Annotated in this window: 16 protein-coding genes; 8 read left to right on the forward strand and 8 right to left on the reverse strand. The window is 40.2% G+C overall.

Going from position 1 to position 15,458, the window contains the following annotated elements; translation table 11 throughout:
* The first annotated feature begins 77 nt into the window (after positions 1-77).
* The gene (moaC, locus tag MKX31_RS21550) at positions 78-563 is read left to right on the forward strand and encodes a cyclic pyranopterin monophosphate synthase MoaC (RefSeq protein WP_262787003.1); all 486 of its coding nucleotides are present in this window, start codon (positions 78-80) and stop codon (positions 561-563) included.
* A 37-nt stretch (positions 564-600) separates the two neighbouring features.
* Here moaC and MKX31_RS21555 read toward each other — a convergent pair whose 3' ends face one another.
* The 6 genes from MKX31_RS21555 to MKX31_RS21580 all read right to left on the reverse strand — a co-directional run bounded on the left by MKX31_RS21555 (position 601) and on the right by MKX31_RS21580 (position 6,810).
* Positions 601-1,614 carry a molybdopterin-synthase adenylyltransferase MoeB gene (locus MKX31_RS21555; RefSeq protein ID WP_064474529.1) on the reverse strand — a complete coding sequence of 338 codons (1,014 nt, stop codon included), beginning with the start codon at positions 1,612-1,614 and terminating at the stop codon, positions 601-603.
* A 16-nt stretch (positions 1,615-1,630) separates the two neighbouring features.
* Positions 1,631-2,644 carry a GTP 3',8-cyclase MoaA gene (gene moaA / locus MKX31_RS21560; RefSeq protein WP_262787002.1) on the reverse strand — a complete coding sequence of 338 codons (1,014 nt, stop codon included), beginning with the start codon at positions 2,642-2,644 and terminating at the stop codon, positions 1,631-1,633.
* Positions 2,645-2,876: 232 nt separating this feature from the next.
* Positions 2,877-5,741 carry a BclA-related collagen-like exosporium protein gene (locus tag MKX31_RS21565; RefSeq protein ID WP_064474527.1) on the reverse strand — a complete coding sequence of 955 codons (2,865 nt, stop codon included), beginning with the start codon at positions 5,739-5,741 and terminating at the stop codon, positions 2,877-2,879.
* A gap of 118 nt (positions 5,742-5,859) precedes the next feature.
* Positions 5,860-6,183 (reverse strand): hypothetical protein, encoded by a 324-nt coding sequence (locus tag MKX31_RS21570; protein WP_064474526.1) that lies wholly within the window; start codon positions 6,181-6,183, stop codon positions 5,860-5,862.
* Between the two features lie 20 nt (positions 6,184-6,203).
* The gene (locus MKX31_RS21575) at positions 6,204-6,428 is read right to left on the reverse strand and encodes a spore germination protein (RefSeq protein WP_064474525.1); all 225 of its coding nucleotides are present in this window, start codon (positions 6,426-6,428) and stop codon (positions 6,204-6,206) included.
* Positions 6,429-6,504: 76 nt separating this feature from the next.
* The gene (locus MKX31_RS21580) at positions 6,505-6,810 is read right to left on the reverse strand and encodes a rhodanese-like domain-containing protein (protein WP_064474524.1); all 306 of its coding nucleotides are present in this window, start codon (positions 6,808-6,810) and stop codon (positions 6,505-6,507) included.
* 199 nt (positions 6,811-7,009) lie between these two features.
* On the opposite strand from MKX31_RS21580, the gene MKX31_RS21585 reads away from it, so the two are divergent.
* Positions 7,010-7,192: a hypothetical protein gene (locus MKX31_RS21585; RefSeq protein WP_000171896.1), complete on the forward strand. Its 183-nt coding sequence runs from the start codon at positions 7,010-7,012 to the stop codon at positions 7,190-7,192.
* Between the two features lie 49 nt (positions 7,193-7,241).
* Here MKX31_RS21585 and MKX31_RS21590 read toward each other — a convergent pair whose 3' ends face one another.
* Positions 7,242-8,366, reverse strand: coding sequence for an alpha/beta fold hydrolase (locus MKX31_RS21590; protein WP_340981496.1), 1,125 nt, complete (start codon positions 8,364-8,366; stop codon positions 7,242-7,244).
* 152 nt (positions 8,367-8,518) lie between these two features.
* Between MKX31_RS21590 and MKX31_RS21595 the strand changes: the two genes are divergently transcribed.
* The 5 genes from MKX31_RS21595 to MKX31_RS21615 all read left to right on the forward strand — a co-directional run bounded on the left by MKX31_RS21595 (position 8,519) and on the right by MKX31_RS21615 (position 13,805).
* A complete protein-coding gene (locus tag MKX31_RS21595; protein WP_340981497.1) occupies positions 8,519-10,753 on the forward strand; it encodes a spore germination protein in 2,235 nt (744 codons plus the stop codon).
* A 16-nt stretch (positions 10,754-10,769) separates the two neighbouring features.
* Positions 10,770-11,864: a spore germination protein gene (locus MKX31_RS21600; RefSeq protein ID WP_064474522.1), complete on the forward strand. Its 1,095-nt coding sequence runs from the start codon at positions 10,770-10,772 to the stop codon at positions 11,862-11,864.
* Complete coding sequence (locus tag MKX31_RS21605; protein WP_088047661.1) at positions 11,840-12,919, forward strand: Ger(x)C family spore germination protein; 1,080 nt, start codon at positions 11,840-11,842, stop codon at positions 12,917-12,919. Before MKX31_RS21600 ends, MKX31_RS21605 begins: the two co-directional genes overlap by 25 nt.
* Before the next feature lie 90 nt (positions 12,920-13,009).
* Positions 13,010-13,195: a hypothetical protein gene (locus tag MKX31_RS21610; RefSeq protein WP_000038782.1), complete on the forward strand. Its 186-nt coding sequence runs from the start codon at positions 13,010-13,012 to the stop codon at positions 13,193-13,195.
* Positions 13,196-13,382: 187 nt separating this feature from the next.
* Complete coding sequence (locus tag MKX31_RS21615; RefSeq protein ID WP_048562049.1) at positions 13,383-13,805, forward strand: HAD family hydrolase; 423 nt, start codon at positions 13,383-13,385, stop codon at positions 13,803-13,805.
* Between the two features lie 44 nt (positions 13,806-13,849).
* Here MKX31_RS21615 and MKX31_RS21620 read toward each other — a convergent pair whose 3' ends face one another.
* Positions 13,850-14,878 (reverse strand): hypothetical protein, encoded by a 1,029-nt coding sequence (locus MKX31_RS21620; protein ID WP_340981498.1) that lies wholly within the window; start codon positions 14,876-14,878, stop codon positions 13,850-13,852.
* A gap of 149 nt (positions 14,879-15,027) precedes the next feature.
* Here MKX31_RS21620 and MKX31_RS21625 point away from each other — a divergent pair, with 149 nt between their 5' ends.
* A complete protein-coding gene (locus MKX31_RS21625; RefSeq protein WP_064474519.1) occupies positions 15,028-15,456 on the forward strand; it encodes a GNAT family N-acetyltransferase in 429 nt (142 codons plus the stop codon).
* The last annotated feature ends 2 nt before the right edge of the window (positions 15,457-15,458 follow it).

Consider the following 15,458-nt stretch of genomic DNA (forward strand, 5'->3'; position numbering starts at 1 on the left):
TCACCCCATATTTGCAATTTTTTTTATCTCGATTAAACTTTATATATTAAATAGAAATTACTTCAAGGAGGAATTCCATGTCTTCATTCACACACTTTAATGACCAAGGACGCGCGAAGATGGTTGATATAAGTGACAAAAAAGCAACCGTTCGAACAGCAATTGCGTGCTCTAGCATTGTCGTTACAAAAGAAATTTACGATAAAATCTCTCACAATGAAATTGGGAAAGGTGACGTACTAGCAGTTGCACAAATCGCAGGTATTATGGCTGCGAAACGCACTTCTGATATTATCCCAATGTGCCATCCTTTATTATTAAAAGGTGTTGACGTTTCTTTCGATTGGAAACAATCCGAAGAACAATATCGATTACTTATTGAAGTAAAAGTTAAAACAGAAGGTAGCACCGGTGTTGAAATGGAAGCTTTAACAGCTGCTTCCGCTACAGCTCTTACTGTGTACGATATGTGCAAAGCTGTTGATAAAAGTATGATTATTGGCGAAACGTACTTATTTGAAAAAACAGGTGGAAAAAGTGGAGATTATACGAGAAAGTCTTAATCTTCTCTCCGTTGAACCTAAAGGGCTCCCTTTAGGTTCAACCTATATATCTTGCATATAAGCGTTTTGCTACATTTATATCATTCGTCCCATGAATAAACGCCCTGCCATCTGTAAATAAAACAAAACGAAATTCCTCCACCGGAAAGGATAATAAATACGGAGTAGCTTTTACATTCACACTTCTTTGTAAGCGCTTTTTAATTTCTTCTAAATTAAATTCATTCCGCACACCTGGACGGATTTGTACTGTATTTCGGCCACATAACACTTCTGTTTTCGTTTGTGCTTCAAATGTTAAACTCGGATATGTACGTAATCTTCCGCAAGATAAACATGTGTCTTTTTTCTGCCTATTCACTTTAAATGCCATCTGTTGATTATTCCAAAGATCAAACGATAACATCGTTTCGCGAAGCGCCCCATAGTCTTCTACTAATATTTTCAGCGCTTCCGTTATTTGATGTGCAACTACTAATTGCACGGCCGGCTGTATAATACCCGCCGTATCACATGTTGCCCCGCTCGCTGGATGTTCCATTAAACAGCGGAAACACGGTGTTTTTCCTGGTAAAATTGTATATGTTACTCCGTAGCTTCCGACACAACCACCATATATCCACGGAATATTATACTTTTGTGAAATATCATTAATAAGAAGACGTGTTTCAAAATTATCTGTCGCATCTAATATTAAATCTACATCATTCACTAACGCTTCCATTTCTTGCACTGTTACATCCGTCACAACCGGGTTTATTTCCACCTCAGAATTAATCGCTTTTAAATGCTCCGCCGCTGCTACCGCCTTTGGTTTATATTGCTTTGCATCTTCTTCTGTATATAATTGTTGTCTTTGTAAATTACTCCATTCTACATAATCACGATCCGCAATTGTTATTTTGCCAACACCTGCTCTAACAATTGCTTCTGCATTCGCTGCACCGAGAGCACCAGCGCCGATAATAAGCACATGCTTCTCTCTAATTTTTCTCTGTCCTTCTTCTCCAACACCAGAAAATAATATTTGTCTTGAATATCGCTCCTGCATACGATAGCCCCCTTTCTTATCCTCCTATATAAGACATTTCAATTTTCGGACGATTCTTTGCACTTTCTTCTGTCCGTTCATCCGAATACCTGTCTTTTCTATTCATCCATACATTTTGTATAACGCTTACTAACTCATCATCTGAAAGATTTCCTCTAAGAAGCTCCCTTACATCCAATCCTTCTGTCGCAAATAAGCAAGTATAAAACTTTCCATCTGCCGAAATTCTTGCTCTCGTACAAGAGGAACAAAATGACTCTGAAACAGAAGTAATAAAACCGACTTCGACATTTGTTCCAACGTAACGATATCGCTTCGCAACTTCACCGAAATAATGCGCTTCAGCTGGCTCAAGTCGATACACACTATGAATCATTTCAATTAATTCTTGCTTTGTAACGACTTGGTCAAAGTTCCATCCATTTGTACTACCAACATCCATAAACTCAATAAACCTAAGTGTGATTCCTTGCTCTTTAAAATAAGCAGCCATCGGAAGTACTTGATGGTCGTTCATTCCTTTTTTCACAACCATATTTACCTTTACATCAAGCCCAGCTTCTTTTGCAGCCATAATTCCCTTTATAACAGGTTTCGTATTGATATTCCGGCCATTAATATCCTTAAATACATCGTCATCTATTGCATCTAAACTAACATTTACTCTATGTAATCCAGCTTTTTTTAATGCTTTTGCTTGTTTCGTTAAATGAATTGCATTTGTCGTTAACCCTATATCTACTAACCCTTCAATTTTCACGAGACGTGCAATAAGTTTTGTTAAATCTTTACGCAGCAGTGGCTCGCCACCAGTAAGTCTAATTTTTCGTACACCGATGCTAACAAATAGTTTTGCCAAACGTTCAATTTCATCAAACGTCAGTAAAAACTCATCTTTCAAAAAAGCATAATCTGGCCCAAAAACTTCCGCTGGCATACAATATGTACATCTAAAATTGCAACGATCAATGACAGATATGCGCAAATCTTGAAGTGGGCGTCCAAAAAAATCTGTAACCATCTCCTGCATCGCCACCCTCCCTTTCTGCCAAATTTCTCTCTTTTCATTCTATTATAATATATTTTCGAACTGCGATGTTTTTGCTCAAGTGAATAAAGTGAAACTTTCCTAACCAATTAGACTACCTACAAATAACTAGATAAAGTGAAACTTTAATCAGCCCTCACCAATCGGGCTTTTACGGGCAATTAATGCGAGATAAAAAACCTTGAAGCATAAAAGCCCCAAGGTTTTCTCCCTATTAACTTAACCTAATAATAGTTAGCGTAGCTCCTGGTGTTGTCGTAGATAATGTAGCTATTGCAAGTAATCCAAATAACTGCAGACTAATAGCGGCTCCAGCAGGCAAATTAGCAATGATTGTCGCATTAAACGAACCTGTAGCTACTGCTGGTGAATTAACGGTTCCTGCAAGTTGAACCCCGTTTACAGTTATACGTGAACTTACGAGTAAAGCTGCCGTTATATTAATTGTATAAGCTATATAATAATTCCCTGCATTCGCAACTGTGAATACAGTATTCGTACCGTTAACAGTGATCCCTGGTCCAATATTTTGATTGTTCGGTAACGGTACATTCGTACCACCTAACAGAACAGAAATAGCACTTCCTGATGTATTATTTGCAAATGAGTACGTTGCAGTTGTACTAACTCCGGTCACACCCGTTGCTCCCGTGGCCCCGGTTGCTCCCGCTCCAGTTGGGCCTGTTGGACCTTGAATTCCTTGCGAACCGGTTGGACCAGTGGACCCTGTTGGGCCTTGGGAGCCTGTTACTCCCGTTGGACCTTGGATTCCTTGGGGGCCTTGAATCCCTTGAGGACCTGTCGCTCCGGTTTCTCCAGTGGATCCCGTTGGGCCTTGTGGACCTTGAATTCCTTGAATTCCTTGCGGGCCTTGTGCTCCGGTTGCCCCAGTATCCCCTGTTGGGCCTTGTGGACCTTGCAATCCTTGCACGCCTTGCGGACCGGTTGGCCCTATTTCTCCTTGAACACCTTGAATTCCGGTTGGGCCTTGTGGACCAGTCGGACCTTGCACCCCTTGTATCCCCTGAATTCCCTGCGGACCTTGTGCTCCGGTTGCCCCTGTCACACCTTGGATTCCTTGGGGGCCTTGATCTCCTTGAATTCCTTGTGGACCGGTTGGACCTTGAATTCCTTGCGGACCCTGGATTCCCTGTGGACCTTGATCTCCTGTTGCTCCCGTTACTCCTTGTATCCCTTGAGGCCCTTGCACTCCTTGCGCGCCTGTTGGACCTTGGATTCCTTGCACACCTTGAATTCCTTGGGGTCCCTGTAAGCCCGTCACCCCAGTTGCTCCTGTTTCTCCTGTCGCTCCGGTCACTCCAGTTGAGCCTGTCGCCCCGGTATCTCCAGTTGCTCCTGTCTCCCCGGTTGCTCCTGTCGGTCCAGGTGGTCCACCGGATGGACCTGTCACTCCCGTCGGACCTGATGGCCCCGTTGGACCACTCGGTCCTGCTGGTCCTCCAGAAGGACCAGTTACCCCTGTTGGACCGGTTACTCCAGTTGGGCCTGTAGTTCCTTCCCCTGTCGCACCAGTTACGCCCGTATCTCCTTTTGCTCCCGTCGGACCTTGGCCCCCTTGAATTCCCTGTGGCCCCTGCACTCCTTGCGCACCCGTTGGACCTTGAATTCCTTGAATACCTTGCACGCCCTGTGCTCCCATTGGACCTGTTGGGCCTATTTCCCCTTGAGTACCTTGCACTCCTTGCGGGCCCTCTGGACCTGTTGCACCTATATTCCCTTGTACACCTTGAATTCCAGTTGCTCCTTGTGCTCCTGTTGCTCCTGTTACACCTTGAACCCCTTGAATTCCTTGAATTCCTTGTTGACCTTCTGGACCGGTTGCTCCTATTGGCCCTTGAATTCCCTGTATACCTTGCGGACCCTCTGGACCGGTTGCTCCAGCTGGTCCTGGCACCCCTTGTATTCCTTGCGGACCTTGAAGTCCTTCTGGTCCTTCTGGTCCTGTTGGTCCGATCTCACCCATCGGGCCTTGAATCCCTTGAACTCCTTGTGGTCCCGTTTCTCCTGTTGGACCTGGTACCCCTTGAATTCCTTGTGGACCTTGATCACCAGTTGCTCCGGTCACACCTTGTGGTCCAATAGCCCCCTGTATACCTTGCGGACCTTGATCTCCAGTTGCCCCTGTTATCCCTTGAATTCCCTGAACTCCTTGTATTCCTTGTTCACCAGTTATGCCCGTCGGACCCGGAATACCTTGAATACCTTGCGGACCTTCTGGACCTGTTGGTCCAATTTGCCCTTGAACCCCTTGTATTCCTTGCAATCCCTGTACTCCTGTTTCTCCTGTACTTCCAGTCGGTCCTGTATTTCCCGTTACTCCAGTTACACCTGTACTTCCTGTTACCCCTGTATTTCCCGTTGCTCCCGTCGCACCTGTACTTCCACTCGGTCCACCTCCTGGACCTGTCGCACCAGTTGCCCCTGTCGGACCTGGTGGTCCTCCAGATGGACCCGTTATCCCTGTTGGACCTGTTATTCCAGTTGGGCCTGTAACCCCTTGACCAGTTGCTCCTGTTGTCCCCGCACTTCCACTCGGTCCTTGTGGGCCTTGTATCCCTTGCGCTCCTTGTATTCCTTGTGGACCTGTTGCTCCCGGTAACCCTTGCACTCCTTGAATTCCTTGAGGTCCCTCTGGCCCGGTAGCTCCAATCGGCCCCTGTAACCCCTGTATCCCCTGTATACCTTGTGCCCCAGTCGCTCCGGTCGGACCAATCGGACCTTGTAACCCTTGCACTCCTTCTGGTCCTGTCGCTCCCGTTTCTCCTTTTGGTCCCCTCAATCCTTGTGGCCCCTGCTGTCCTTCTGGTCCTGTTGCCCCCATTGGTCCAACTGGCCCTTGAATCCCTTGCACTCCTTGAGGTCCTGTCGGGCCCCTCTCTCCCATCGGACCTTGAAATCCCCTTGGTCCTTGTGGTCCAGTCGGACCTTGCGGGCCGGTTGGACCAGTAATCCCAATACCAGTAAATCCCGTTGGAACGGGAGGAAAGGTAGGCCCAATAAGATTTGGTGAAATTCTGAAATTAGAGTTTAATGAATTTTGTTTATCGCGCTCTCTCACACTTTCACCACCTACACACTATCTTTTTTACATTAAACAAACCTCTTCTTAATGTGTATTTACAAAAACAATCTCCAAGACTATTTTTATTTGAAATAATAAAAACTCCCTTAATTCTTTAAGGGAGTCCAGCAGTTGAATCCAAATTATCTGTATTTGGGACGGCTTGTGCTATACCCGATACATTTGTACCTTGCCCCATATTTGTTCCTGTTACAGTACCAGCCGGAGTACCTCGTGTATATGTTGTCGTCACCGAATCTCCAGGCTGTAAACAAAGCTTTGTCTCCGTTCCTATTACTGTAACAACATCAATCCAAGTACACCCCATTGAACCACTATACGATTTCGTAGCAGTAAAGGACGTATCACTCAAATTATCACCGGTAAATATATTCCCAGTGTTATTCACAATAATAAACTCTTTTATACGAGCAGGCATAATTACACTCTACCTTTCCTCTATGAACCTAATGTACGTGTACTCGTTGCTAATGGCGGAAGAAACACTGATGTTCTAATCACTGCTTCTGACTGTCTTTTCCCATTTAAAAAAATAGCTGCACTCGATCCTCCAGCACCTGCATATATTTTCGCTACAGCTAAAGGTGAGATATCATAACAGTCACCAACATTAACAGCCCCTGTATTATTAATAATTTTTACTTTCCGCAAGTTAATCCCCATTTACCTATCCCCCTTTTGTACACTGTATGCAAAAGAAAAAAACTTGAAACAAACACGTTTCAAGTTTTTTAGCTACTTATTTCGTTTCACCTTCATATTGAAGCATACCGCCAACCATGTTCATTGTTTTAAATCCTTGCTCATTTAAATAATGGCATACATTTTCACTGCGCATTCCCGAGCGACAAATAAAGATATATTCATTCTCTTTATCAAAGAAATCTACTTTATTTGGGATATCACCCATTTTAATATGTACAGCTTCTGGAATTTTCCCTGCTGCTACTTCTTCATCTTCCCTTACGTCTACTAAAAATAACGTTTCTCCACTTTCTAAACGCTCTTGCACTTCTTCTGTAGTAATTATTTTAACTTCTGTCATATGTCGTTCCTCCTTATATACAATAAAACCTTTAATCTCTTCTTTAAACAACCATTTCTCATCAATTTTAGCATGCGAAAGAAAGAACGCAAAGATTGGAAATTTTATTTCTCAATTTTCCTGCAAAACTTATTCTTTACAAACATAACTCGTGCATTGTATCCTCAATATACTTGTTTTATGAAAGGAGCCAATGAAAATGACACTTTTTCTTTTCATTACGGGCATCATTTTCTTAATCGCCGCAATTATTGCACTTAGTATGAAGAATAATAAAAAGATAAAATCACCACAAGAAATGTCATTCTTATTTCTATTGCTTAGTATCGCATTCTTCGGTATAGCAATTGCCACTTATATTTTCCGTCTACAAATCATGTAAAAAAAGGTGCCTACTACATACATCGCACCTTTTTCACACCATTTATTCTCTACACCAAACTAGATACTTTCCGATTTAAAAATTCATAAACTTTCTTTTCAAATAAATGAATATCAAATGCTCCCGCCATATGCCCATTTATACTTTCTATCTCATACACTTCCGCATACTTCCCTTGTTTTTGCAAAATGTCTACCATTTTATAATTATAACGTGACGGCTGAAGCAAATCTTGTTTGCACGGAATCATAAGTACATTTGCTTCTATGTTAGACAGTGCCTCTTCTAAAGACGAAAATCCATGCGCAATATCATGTAATAAAACTGCTTTCGCAGTGTATATCCACGAATTTGCATCTACTAACTCTATACTTCTATATGTCACTTTATTTATTTCTTTCTCAAATGATGTTAATATCGAAAACTTTTCATAAGGTTCTACTTCTATACTATTACGAGGGAATGTTGTTTCATAAAAATGCTCATCAAATGCGTTCATAAACATCATTCTATTTGCTAAATGAAGTCCCTTCATTGGCTGCTCTTCTCCATATTTTCCGCCCTTCCAACTTGGATCCAGTTGAATAGCCTCAATTGCATTTTGTGCTACATTTACCGACGTAATAATTGGATTTTGCGGGTTCGTAATAACACCAATCATCTGCTCTACCATATGAGGATAATGAACAGCCCATTGCTGCGCAATCATCCCACCAGCTGACGGTCCCATTACAGCATGTAACCTTGAGATTCCCATATCTTTTATTAACTCATATTGCATACGAGCTACATCAAGAAATGTAAAAACCGGAAAATCCATCGCATATTCATCTCCAGTTTTCGGATGAATCGATTTCGGTCCCGTTGTAAACACATAAGGGTTCTTCACCTGTACATTACAAAGATTATCAGTGCATATAACAAAATATTTATTTGTATCAATTGCTTTTCCCGGCCCAATTAAACCATCCCACCAACCAGACTCCCCATCATGCGCTGTATATTTTCCTGCCGCGTGACTCGTTGCACTAAAATAATGGCATACCAAAATTGCATTTGACCTTTCTCTATTTAAAGTACCATACGTCTCATACCCCATTTGAACAGGAATTCCCCTACCATTTTCAAACGTAAACTCTCTTAAAACAAATTTTTCTTTTTTTACAAATTGCACAGACTCGCCCTCTTCCCGTCATAGTATGAACTGCTTACTAAAGGATTTTTTCTATGCAAACCATTCTCCTCCTTCTTTTCATAAATAAATGAATAATATACAAAATTAGCCACAAAATAGCACTATATTACACAATCAAAGAGGGCATACATATGATCTGGAATTGGCTACGTAAGAAAAAAAAATCAAATACGACAGAGAAAAACGAAACAGATAACTCGGAGCAACAGCCTAACAATCAAGAGGATGATAACAAAGAACAGACTAGAAGTATGAAACATAATAAAGATAGCAATAGCGAACAAAAAAAAGAGGAACACAAAGAGCCTTCTCAGGATCCGCAGCAACAACAAAATTCTAAACAAGACGACTCAGATCAGAATCAACAACAACACTCTAAACAAAACGACTCCGATCAGAATCAGCAACAACACTCTAAGCAAAACGACCCGGATCAGAATCAACAACAATACTCTAAGCAAAACGGCTCGGATCAGAATCAACAACAAAATTCTAAACAAGACGACTCGAATCAGAATCAACAACACTCTAAACAAAACGACTCCGATCAGAATCAGCAACACTCTAAACAAAACGACCCGGATCAGAATCAACAACAACACTCTAAGCAAAACGGCTCGGATCAGAATCAACAACAAAATTCTAAACAAGACGACTCGAATCAGAATCAACAACACTCTAAACAAAACGACTCGGATCAGAATCAGCAACACTCTAAACAAAACGACTCCGATCAGAATCAGCAACAACACTCTAAGCAAAACGACTCCGATCAGAATCAGCAACAAAATTCTAAACAAGACAACTCGGCCCAAGATCAACAGCAAAGCTCTAAGCAAGATAACTCATCTCAAGATAAACAGCAAAACTCTGGAAATAATAGTATTTATGATTTTACGAAACCAGAAAAAGACCGTATTCATTCTCTACAAGATTTAATAGCAAAGCTTAAACAGTCTAGTGATTTTGTTAATTATCACACATCTGATGATGAAACGATGCCTTATTGGATTTCTTACTATCGTCCTTCACTTGATGGAGAGAAATTACAGAAATATTTAATGCCTATTCTGTTAGAACGACCTTGTACTTCATTAGAAGAGCTAAAAGAACATATTCCGATGAGTGGTATTACAATTACGAACGACTTACAAAAAATTGAGGACATGGTTTTAAAGGGACATGCGATTATTCAATTGAATCAGCAAGATCAAAAGTGTATGCTTGCAAACATTGCAATTGATACTTACCGGGCACCAAGCCCTCCATTAAATGAATCAACAGTTATCGGTCCACAAGAAGGCTTTGTAGAAGCTATTGATACGAATATTAATTTAGTACGAAAACGCCTTCCTGTTTTAGATTTACAAACAAAAGAAATGATTGTCGGCGAATTTTCCAAAACGAAAGTTGTCATGATGTATTTAGACAACCTCGCCGAAAAAGATAATGTAGATTTTCTCGAGGAGTCATTACGTGCTCTTGAATATGATCAAATTAATGATAGTGCTTATATACAAGAACTAATGGGTGAAAAGTCGATTTTCCCTCTCTATATCAATACAGAACGTACTGATAGAGTGACAAAAGCACTCATTGATGGGAAAATTGCTATTTTTGTGGATGGTTCTCCAAGCGTTTTACTAACACCTGTATCCTATTTCGATTTTTTCATTTCACCAGAAGACTATAACGTCTCTTGGTTATACGCTACATTTTCACGCATTTTACGCCTTATCGCTGTTCTATTTTCAATCTGTGCTACACCTTTATATGTTGCAGTTTTAAATTATCATTATGAACTCATTCCGAGTGATTTACTTGAAACTTTGATTTTATCAAGGGCGCAAGTACCGTTCCCACCTTTAATTGAAGCACTCTTTTTAGAACTCGCAATCGATTTATTAAGAGAGGCTGGCGCGAGGTTACCGATGAAAGTTGGTCAAACACTCGGTATTGTAGGCGGTATCGTAATCGGACAAGCATCTGTACAAGCTGGTTTAACGAGTAACATTTTATTAATTATCGTTGCCTTATCAGCACTTGCTTCCTTTATTACACCTATTTATAAAATGGGTAATGCAGTTCGATTACTACGTTTTCCGTTTCTAGCATTCGCAGAAATAGGAGGGCTCTTCGGGATTTCTCTTGGATTTATCTTTTTATTTACTCATCTATTCAGGCTTACTTCCTTACGTAAACCGTACGCTTTGTTTTATCCGACAAGACAACAATCCGTTAAGGATTCTTGGATTCGTTTTCCTTTAACAATGATTGATACAAGAGATGTACAAGCAAGACCACAACATGTAAAAAAAGCAGCAAAAGGAATTTCAACAAAACATAGATCAGACTTCGATGAGTAAGAAATGAGGTGCATTGATGAGTAAAGTTCAAGAAAAATATCAAATATCTCCTATCTTTGTTTTCTTCTTAATTCACAGTGCACAGTTTGGTGCTGGTGTTCTCGGGTTCGCTCGAATTATTGCAAAAGCTGCTGGATACGACGGCTGGATGGGGGTTCTCCTCACAGGAATCATTATTCATATTCTCATCTGGATGATGTATTATTCATTAAAAAATGTAGAGGGAAACTTAATTGATTTACACAAACAACTTTTTGGAAAATGGATTGGAAATGGTATTAGTATCCTTTTTATGATTTATTTTTTTATTGTAAGCATTTCTGTTGTTAGAACTTATGTCGAAATCATTCAAGTGTGGATGTTTCCTAGTGCATCCACCTGGATGCTCACATTCTTTTTATGTTTAATAAGTTATTACATTATTTCATCAGGTTTTCGCGTTATTGCAGGAATTTGTGTTATTTCTGTTGGTGGGACATTAGGTTATCTTTTTCTAAGCCTTTTCATTTTAAAATTCTCACATTGGGATAACTTACTTCCAATATTTTCACATTCTTTTACCGATATTTTGAAAGCAGCTCAACTATCTATTTATAGCATGACAGGATTTGAAATTTTCCTGATGATTTATCCATTTGTTAAAGAACCAGAGAAATCCCATAAATTCGCACAATACGGGGCATTATTTTCCAATATTCTATATTTGTTTAGTACCATTCTCGCTTTTACATTCTTTAGCGAAAAACAACTACTCAAAACAATCTGGTCTCAACTGTCCATGACACAAGTTATTAAGCTTCCTTTTATTGAGCGACTTGAGTATATTGCTATTTCTGGTTATGCTCTCGTTATTATTACCAGCTTTATCCTACCTTTATGGGCCGCAACTAGAGGAACGCATGAAATCTTTCGTGTGAAGCAACGAGGTATTTTAATCGCATTTATGCTTATCACCTTAGTTGTTTCACAACTTCTAACGAACAGGCATGATATTAATGATTTTATTAGCAATGTATCTAAAGTTAGTTTTTGGCTTATCTATGTATACATCCCAATTCTATTTATTATTGTGTGGGTGAAAAAACAATGGAAAAAATCAAAAGAAAATTAATACTTCTTATTTGCATCAGTGTCTTCAGTCTAACTGGTTGTTTACAAAAAAATATTATTGATGATGTTCAGCTCATTCAAGGAACTGCCTTCGATACAGCAAAAGATAATAAAGTAAAAGTTACATTCGTTTGCCCCGTACAAAAAAAGGGAAATAAAGTTCAAGTCTATGAAGGAACAGGAAACGCAGTAAAACAAGTAAAGGCAGATACATCTTTAGAATCTTCGCAACCGTTCGCAAGCGGTCAAATGCGTGTTGCCTTATTCACAACAAAGATTGCTAAAAAAGGATTATCAACTTCCTTTGATACATTGATTCGAGATGTGAATATTGGTAACTCACTGTATGTTGGACTATTAGAAGGCAGTGGTACTGAACTATTTAAAGGAAAATATAGTACCTCTTACAATGTTGCGATTTATATAAAAAAAATGTTAGAACATAATATGGACACTGGGCCTTTGCCAACTGACAATTTGTATTTAGGCGCCTTCAGGTACTACCGTGAAGGACAGGATTCCTATATGCCTATCCTAAAAAAACATGGAGATAAAATAAAGATTACTGGTATCGGTCTCTTGAAAAAGGATAAGTTAGTCGGCACAATTAAGTACCACGATATGTTTGTTTTCAAAGGACTGCTAGAAAAGCACCGCCTAGATTCACATGAATTTAAAACCAATCCTGGCTATGCAATGATTAATAACATCCGTTCCGTTCCTACCTACGAAGTAACTATAAAAAATGGAAAACCGTCTTTCTATATTCATGTGAAAATGGAAGCTCGTATTCAAGAATTATCTCGAAAATTCAACTTAGAAAATAAAAAGAACACGCAAAAAATAGCGAAAGCGGTTGAGAAACAGTTAGATGCAAAAGCTACAAAACTAATTAAACAGTTTAAATCCTTAAATGTTGACCCTCTTGGACTTGGAGCAAAATATAGACAACATTATCGTCCATTTAAATTAGAAGAGTGGCGAAAAATGTACAAAGATGTGCCAATTAAAGTAAAATACACCGTTAATATTACAAATTCTGGTGTAATCGAATGAGAAATGATTGAACTCCTCTCTCCAGCATGATACAACGGATAGAGGAGTTTTTATTTTAGATAGAGAGAGAAGATATTTATGGGGGAGCTTATGTCTAAAAAATTAGTAAAGCCTATTTTAAATGGTATTTTATTTCTCGGCGTCTTTTTATTTGCTCATACATACTTAAAAAATGTTTCCTTCACACGTTATTTACTTGTCGTTATACCAATGTTGCTCGTTGGTATGTTTGGCATCGATCTTATTTTATCCATTTTAATAAAAGAAGAAAAATAACGAGCAGGGCTGTCCCAAGAGTATTGCGGGATGGCTTTCTTTTTAACGGGTTTTGTCATTAAGTCGATATAATCTTTCACTATCGCTATCTTAACTAAAAGATGAAACTTTTGAACAGTCCCTTTTCATTTCATAATCACCCTATGTTACAATGAGATTCGGACAAAGCGAGAAAGGATGAAACAACATGACAAACGAAAAAGGTTTAGATAAAGGGTACGAACTTGTTGCAAAAATGCATGAAGAGTTCGGACATCCTGTGACAAATACTCCAACAAAACTAACAGAAGAGCGTGCAAAAATCCGTGCAAGTTTTATGCAAGAAGAGCTAGAAGAATTTCTAGAAGCGACGACTGTTGAAGATCAATATGATGCACTAATTGACCTTATTTACTTTGCATTCGGAACGTTTGCCGAAATGGGCGTACGTCCTGATAAAGGATTCGAAATTGTAAATAACGCAAACATGGCAAAACTATTCCCTGATGGAAAACCTCGATTCCGTGAAGGTGACGGCAAAATTCTAAAACCAGAAGGCTGGCAAGCACCAGAACCACAACTTCGTGCTGAAATCGAACGTCAGCGCAAAGAAGCTGAAAAAAACTGCTAGGATTTCCTAGCAGTTTTTTATTATGTCTTTTTTCCTGCGATTCATTAATGACCCACGTGTCCCGCGTGTCCTGCTGCTCCACTAATGCTAGCTGCTCCTGCCGCTGCTCCTGCTGCTCCCGTTCCAATTCCACCTGCCCAAGGAGAAGATTGTTGCTGTTGTTGATATTGCTGATATTGTGGGTGTTGTTGACCCTGCTGGCCATGTTGACCGTGTTGGCCTTGGTGACCGTGTTGACCTTGATGACCGTGCTGACCGTGGTGATGTACTTGTTGTTGATGACCATGGTGACCGTGCTGATCATGATGACCGTGCTGACCGTGCTGACCTTGATGACCTTGATGACCTTGATGACCGTGCTGACCTTGATGACCGTGCTGGCCTTGGTGCGTTTGATAAAGAACAGCTTGCGGATGAATGTGGTGGTGACCGTGGTGATGTACTTGTTGTTGATGACCATGGTGACCGTGTTGGCCTTGATGATGATGGTGTCCATGATGACCGTGTTGACCTTGGTGATGATGGTGTCCATGATGACCGTGTTGACCTTGGTGATGATGGTGTCCATGATGGCCATGTTGGCCTTGGTGATGATGGTGTCCATGATGGCCATGTTGGCCTTGGTGATGATGGTGTCCATGATGACCGTGTTGACCTTGATGGTGGTGATGTCCATGATGACCGTGAATAACTTGCGGATACCCACCTATTCCTCCAGCTACAACACCTACTCCCGGTACCGGAAATCCGGTCTGCACTCCTCCAACGAAAGAAGGAAATGTAGTTGGTGCTCCTACTGGAAATCCTGTCTGTACGCCAGCTACTGATGTCGGAAATCCTCCTGTTACTGTAGGCATTCCAGCCCCTGATGTCGAAAATCCCCCCATTGATGTAGGCATTCCAGTTTGCATGCCAGCTACCGATGTTGGGAATCCTCCTGCTGCTCCACCCATCCAGCTCGGAATTCCACCGTACCCTTGTTGGCCAGCTCCTCCCATTAACATCATTTGTGTATAACTGTCCGATTCGCCTCCGAAGAAACCATGTGGTGCATTATTGTCCATCCCTTTCATTCCTTTCACCTCTTCTACTCAATTTAGCCTACCTTTTTTATCATATTTCCTATAGAAAAATAGGTGTTTGTCTGTATGGGAATTCCGCTCCTTTTTCTTCTTTCATGCTAAAATTAATTAACTGAATATTTTTTTAGGAGGTATTTCCATTGAAAAACGTAACAAAGGCTTCTATCAATGACTTAGATGCAATCTTACATATAGATATTGATGTAATCGGAGATGATAGTAGACGAGATTATATTAAACATACTATCAATGAGGGCAGATGCATCATTGTAAAAGAGAACAATTCTATCTCTGGTTTTCTAACATACGATACAAATTTCTTTGATTGTACTTTCCTCTCATTAATCATCGTTTCGCCAGCGAAAAGAAGGCACGGCTATGCAAGCTCGTTAATCTCATATATGTTAAGTCATTCTCCTACTCAAAAAATCTTTTCTTCGACAAACGAATCAAACGATAGTATGCAGAAAGTTTTTAGTACGAATGGATTTGTACGTAGTGGAATAGTTGAAAATTTAGATGAAGGAGATCCTGAAATTATTTTCTACACAAAAAAGCTCAGAGCATAGAT

Origin of the sequence: Bacillus sp. FSL M8-0063 (assembly GCF_038005545.1) — a bacterium.
GTDB lineage: Bacteria > Bacillota > Bacilli > Bacillales > Bacillaceae_G > Bacillus_A > Bacillus_A wiedmannii.

What these genes read in the sequence shown, in the direction of transcription:
- moaC (WP_262787003.1), top strand. Translation starts at nt 78, where the DNA reads ATGTCTTCATTCACACACTTTAATGACCAAGGACGCGCGAAGATGGTT.
- MKX31_RS21555 (WP_064474529.1), bottom strand. Translation starts at nt 1,614, where the DNA reads ATGCAGGAGCGATATTCAAGACAAATATTATTTTCTGGTGTTGGAGAA.
- moaA (WP_262787002.1), bottom strand. Translation starts at nt 2,644, where the DNA reads ATGCAGGAGATGGTTACAGATTTTTTTGGACGCCCACTTCAAGATTTG.
- MKX31_RS21570 (WP_064474526.1), bottom strand. Translation starts at nt 6,183, where the DNA reads ATGCCTGCTCGTATAAAAGAGTTTATTATTGTGAATAACACTGGGAAT.
- MKX31_RS21575 (WP_064474525.1), bottom strand. Translation starts at nt 6,428, where the DNA reads ATGGGGATTAACTTGCGGAAAGTAAAAATTATTAATAATACAGGGGCT.
- MKX31_RS21580 (WP_064474524.1), bottom strand. Translation starts at nt 6,810, where the DNA reads ATGACAGAAGTTAAAATAATTACTACAGAAGAAGTGCAAGAGCGTTTA.
- MKX31_RS21585 (WP_000171896.1), top strand. Translation starts at nt 7,010, where the DNA reads ATGACACTTTTTCTTTTCATTACGGGCATCATTTTCTTAATCGCCGCA.
- MKX31_RS21595 (WP_340981497.1), top strand. Translation starts at nt 8,519, where the DNA reads ATGATCTGGAATTGGCTACGTAAGAAAAAAAAATCAAATACGACAGAG.
- MKX31_RS21600 (WP_064474522.1), top strand. Translation starts at nt 10,770, where the DNA reads ATGAGTAAAGTTCAAGAAAAATATCAAATATCTCCTATCTTTGTTTTC.
- MKX31_RS21605 (WP_088047661.1), top strand. Translation starts at nt 11,840, where the DNA reads ATGGAAAAAATCAAAAGAAAATTAATACTTCTTATTTGCATCAGTGTC.
- MKX31_RS21610 (WP_000038782.1), top strand. Translation starts at nt 13,010, where the DNA reads ATGTCTAAAAAATTAGTAAAGCCTATTTTAAATGGTATTTTATTTCTC.
- MKX31_RS21615 (WP_048562049.1), top strand. Translation starts at nt 13,383, where the DNA reads ATGACAAACGAAAAAGGTTTAGATAAAGGGTACGAACTTGTTGCAAAA.
- MKX31_RS21620 (WP_340981498.1), bottom strand. Translation starts at nt 14,878, where the DNA reads ATGAAAGGGATGGACAATAATGCACCACATGGTTTCTTCGGAGGCGAA.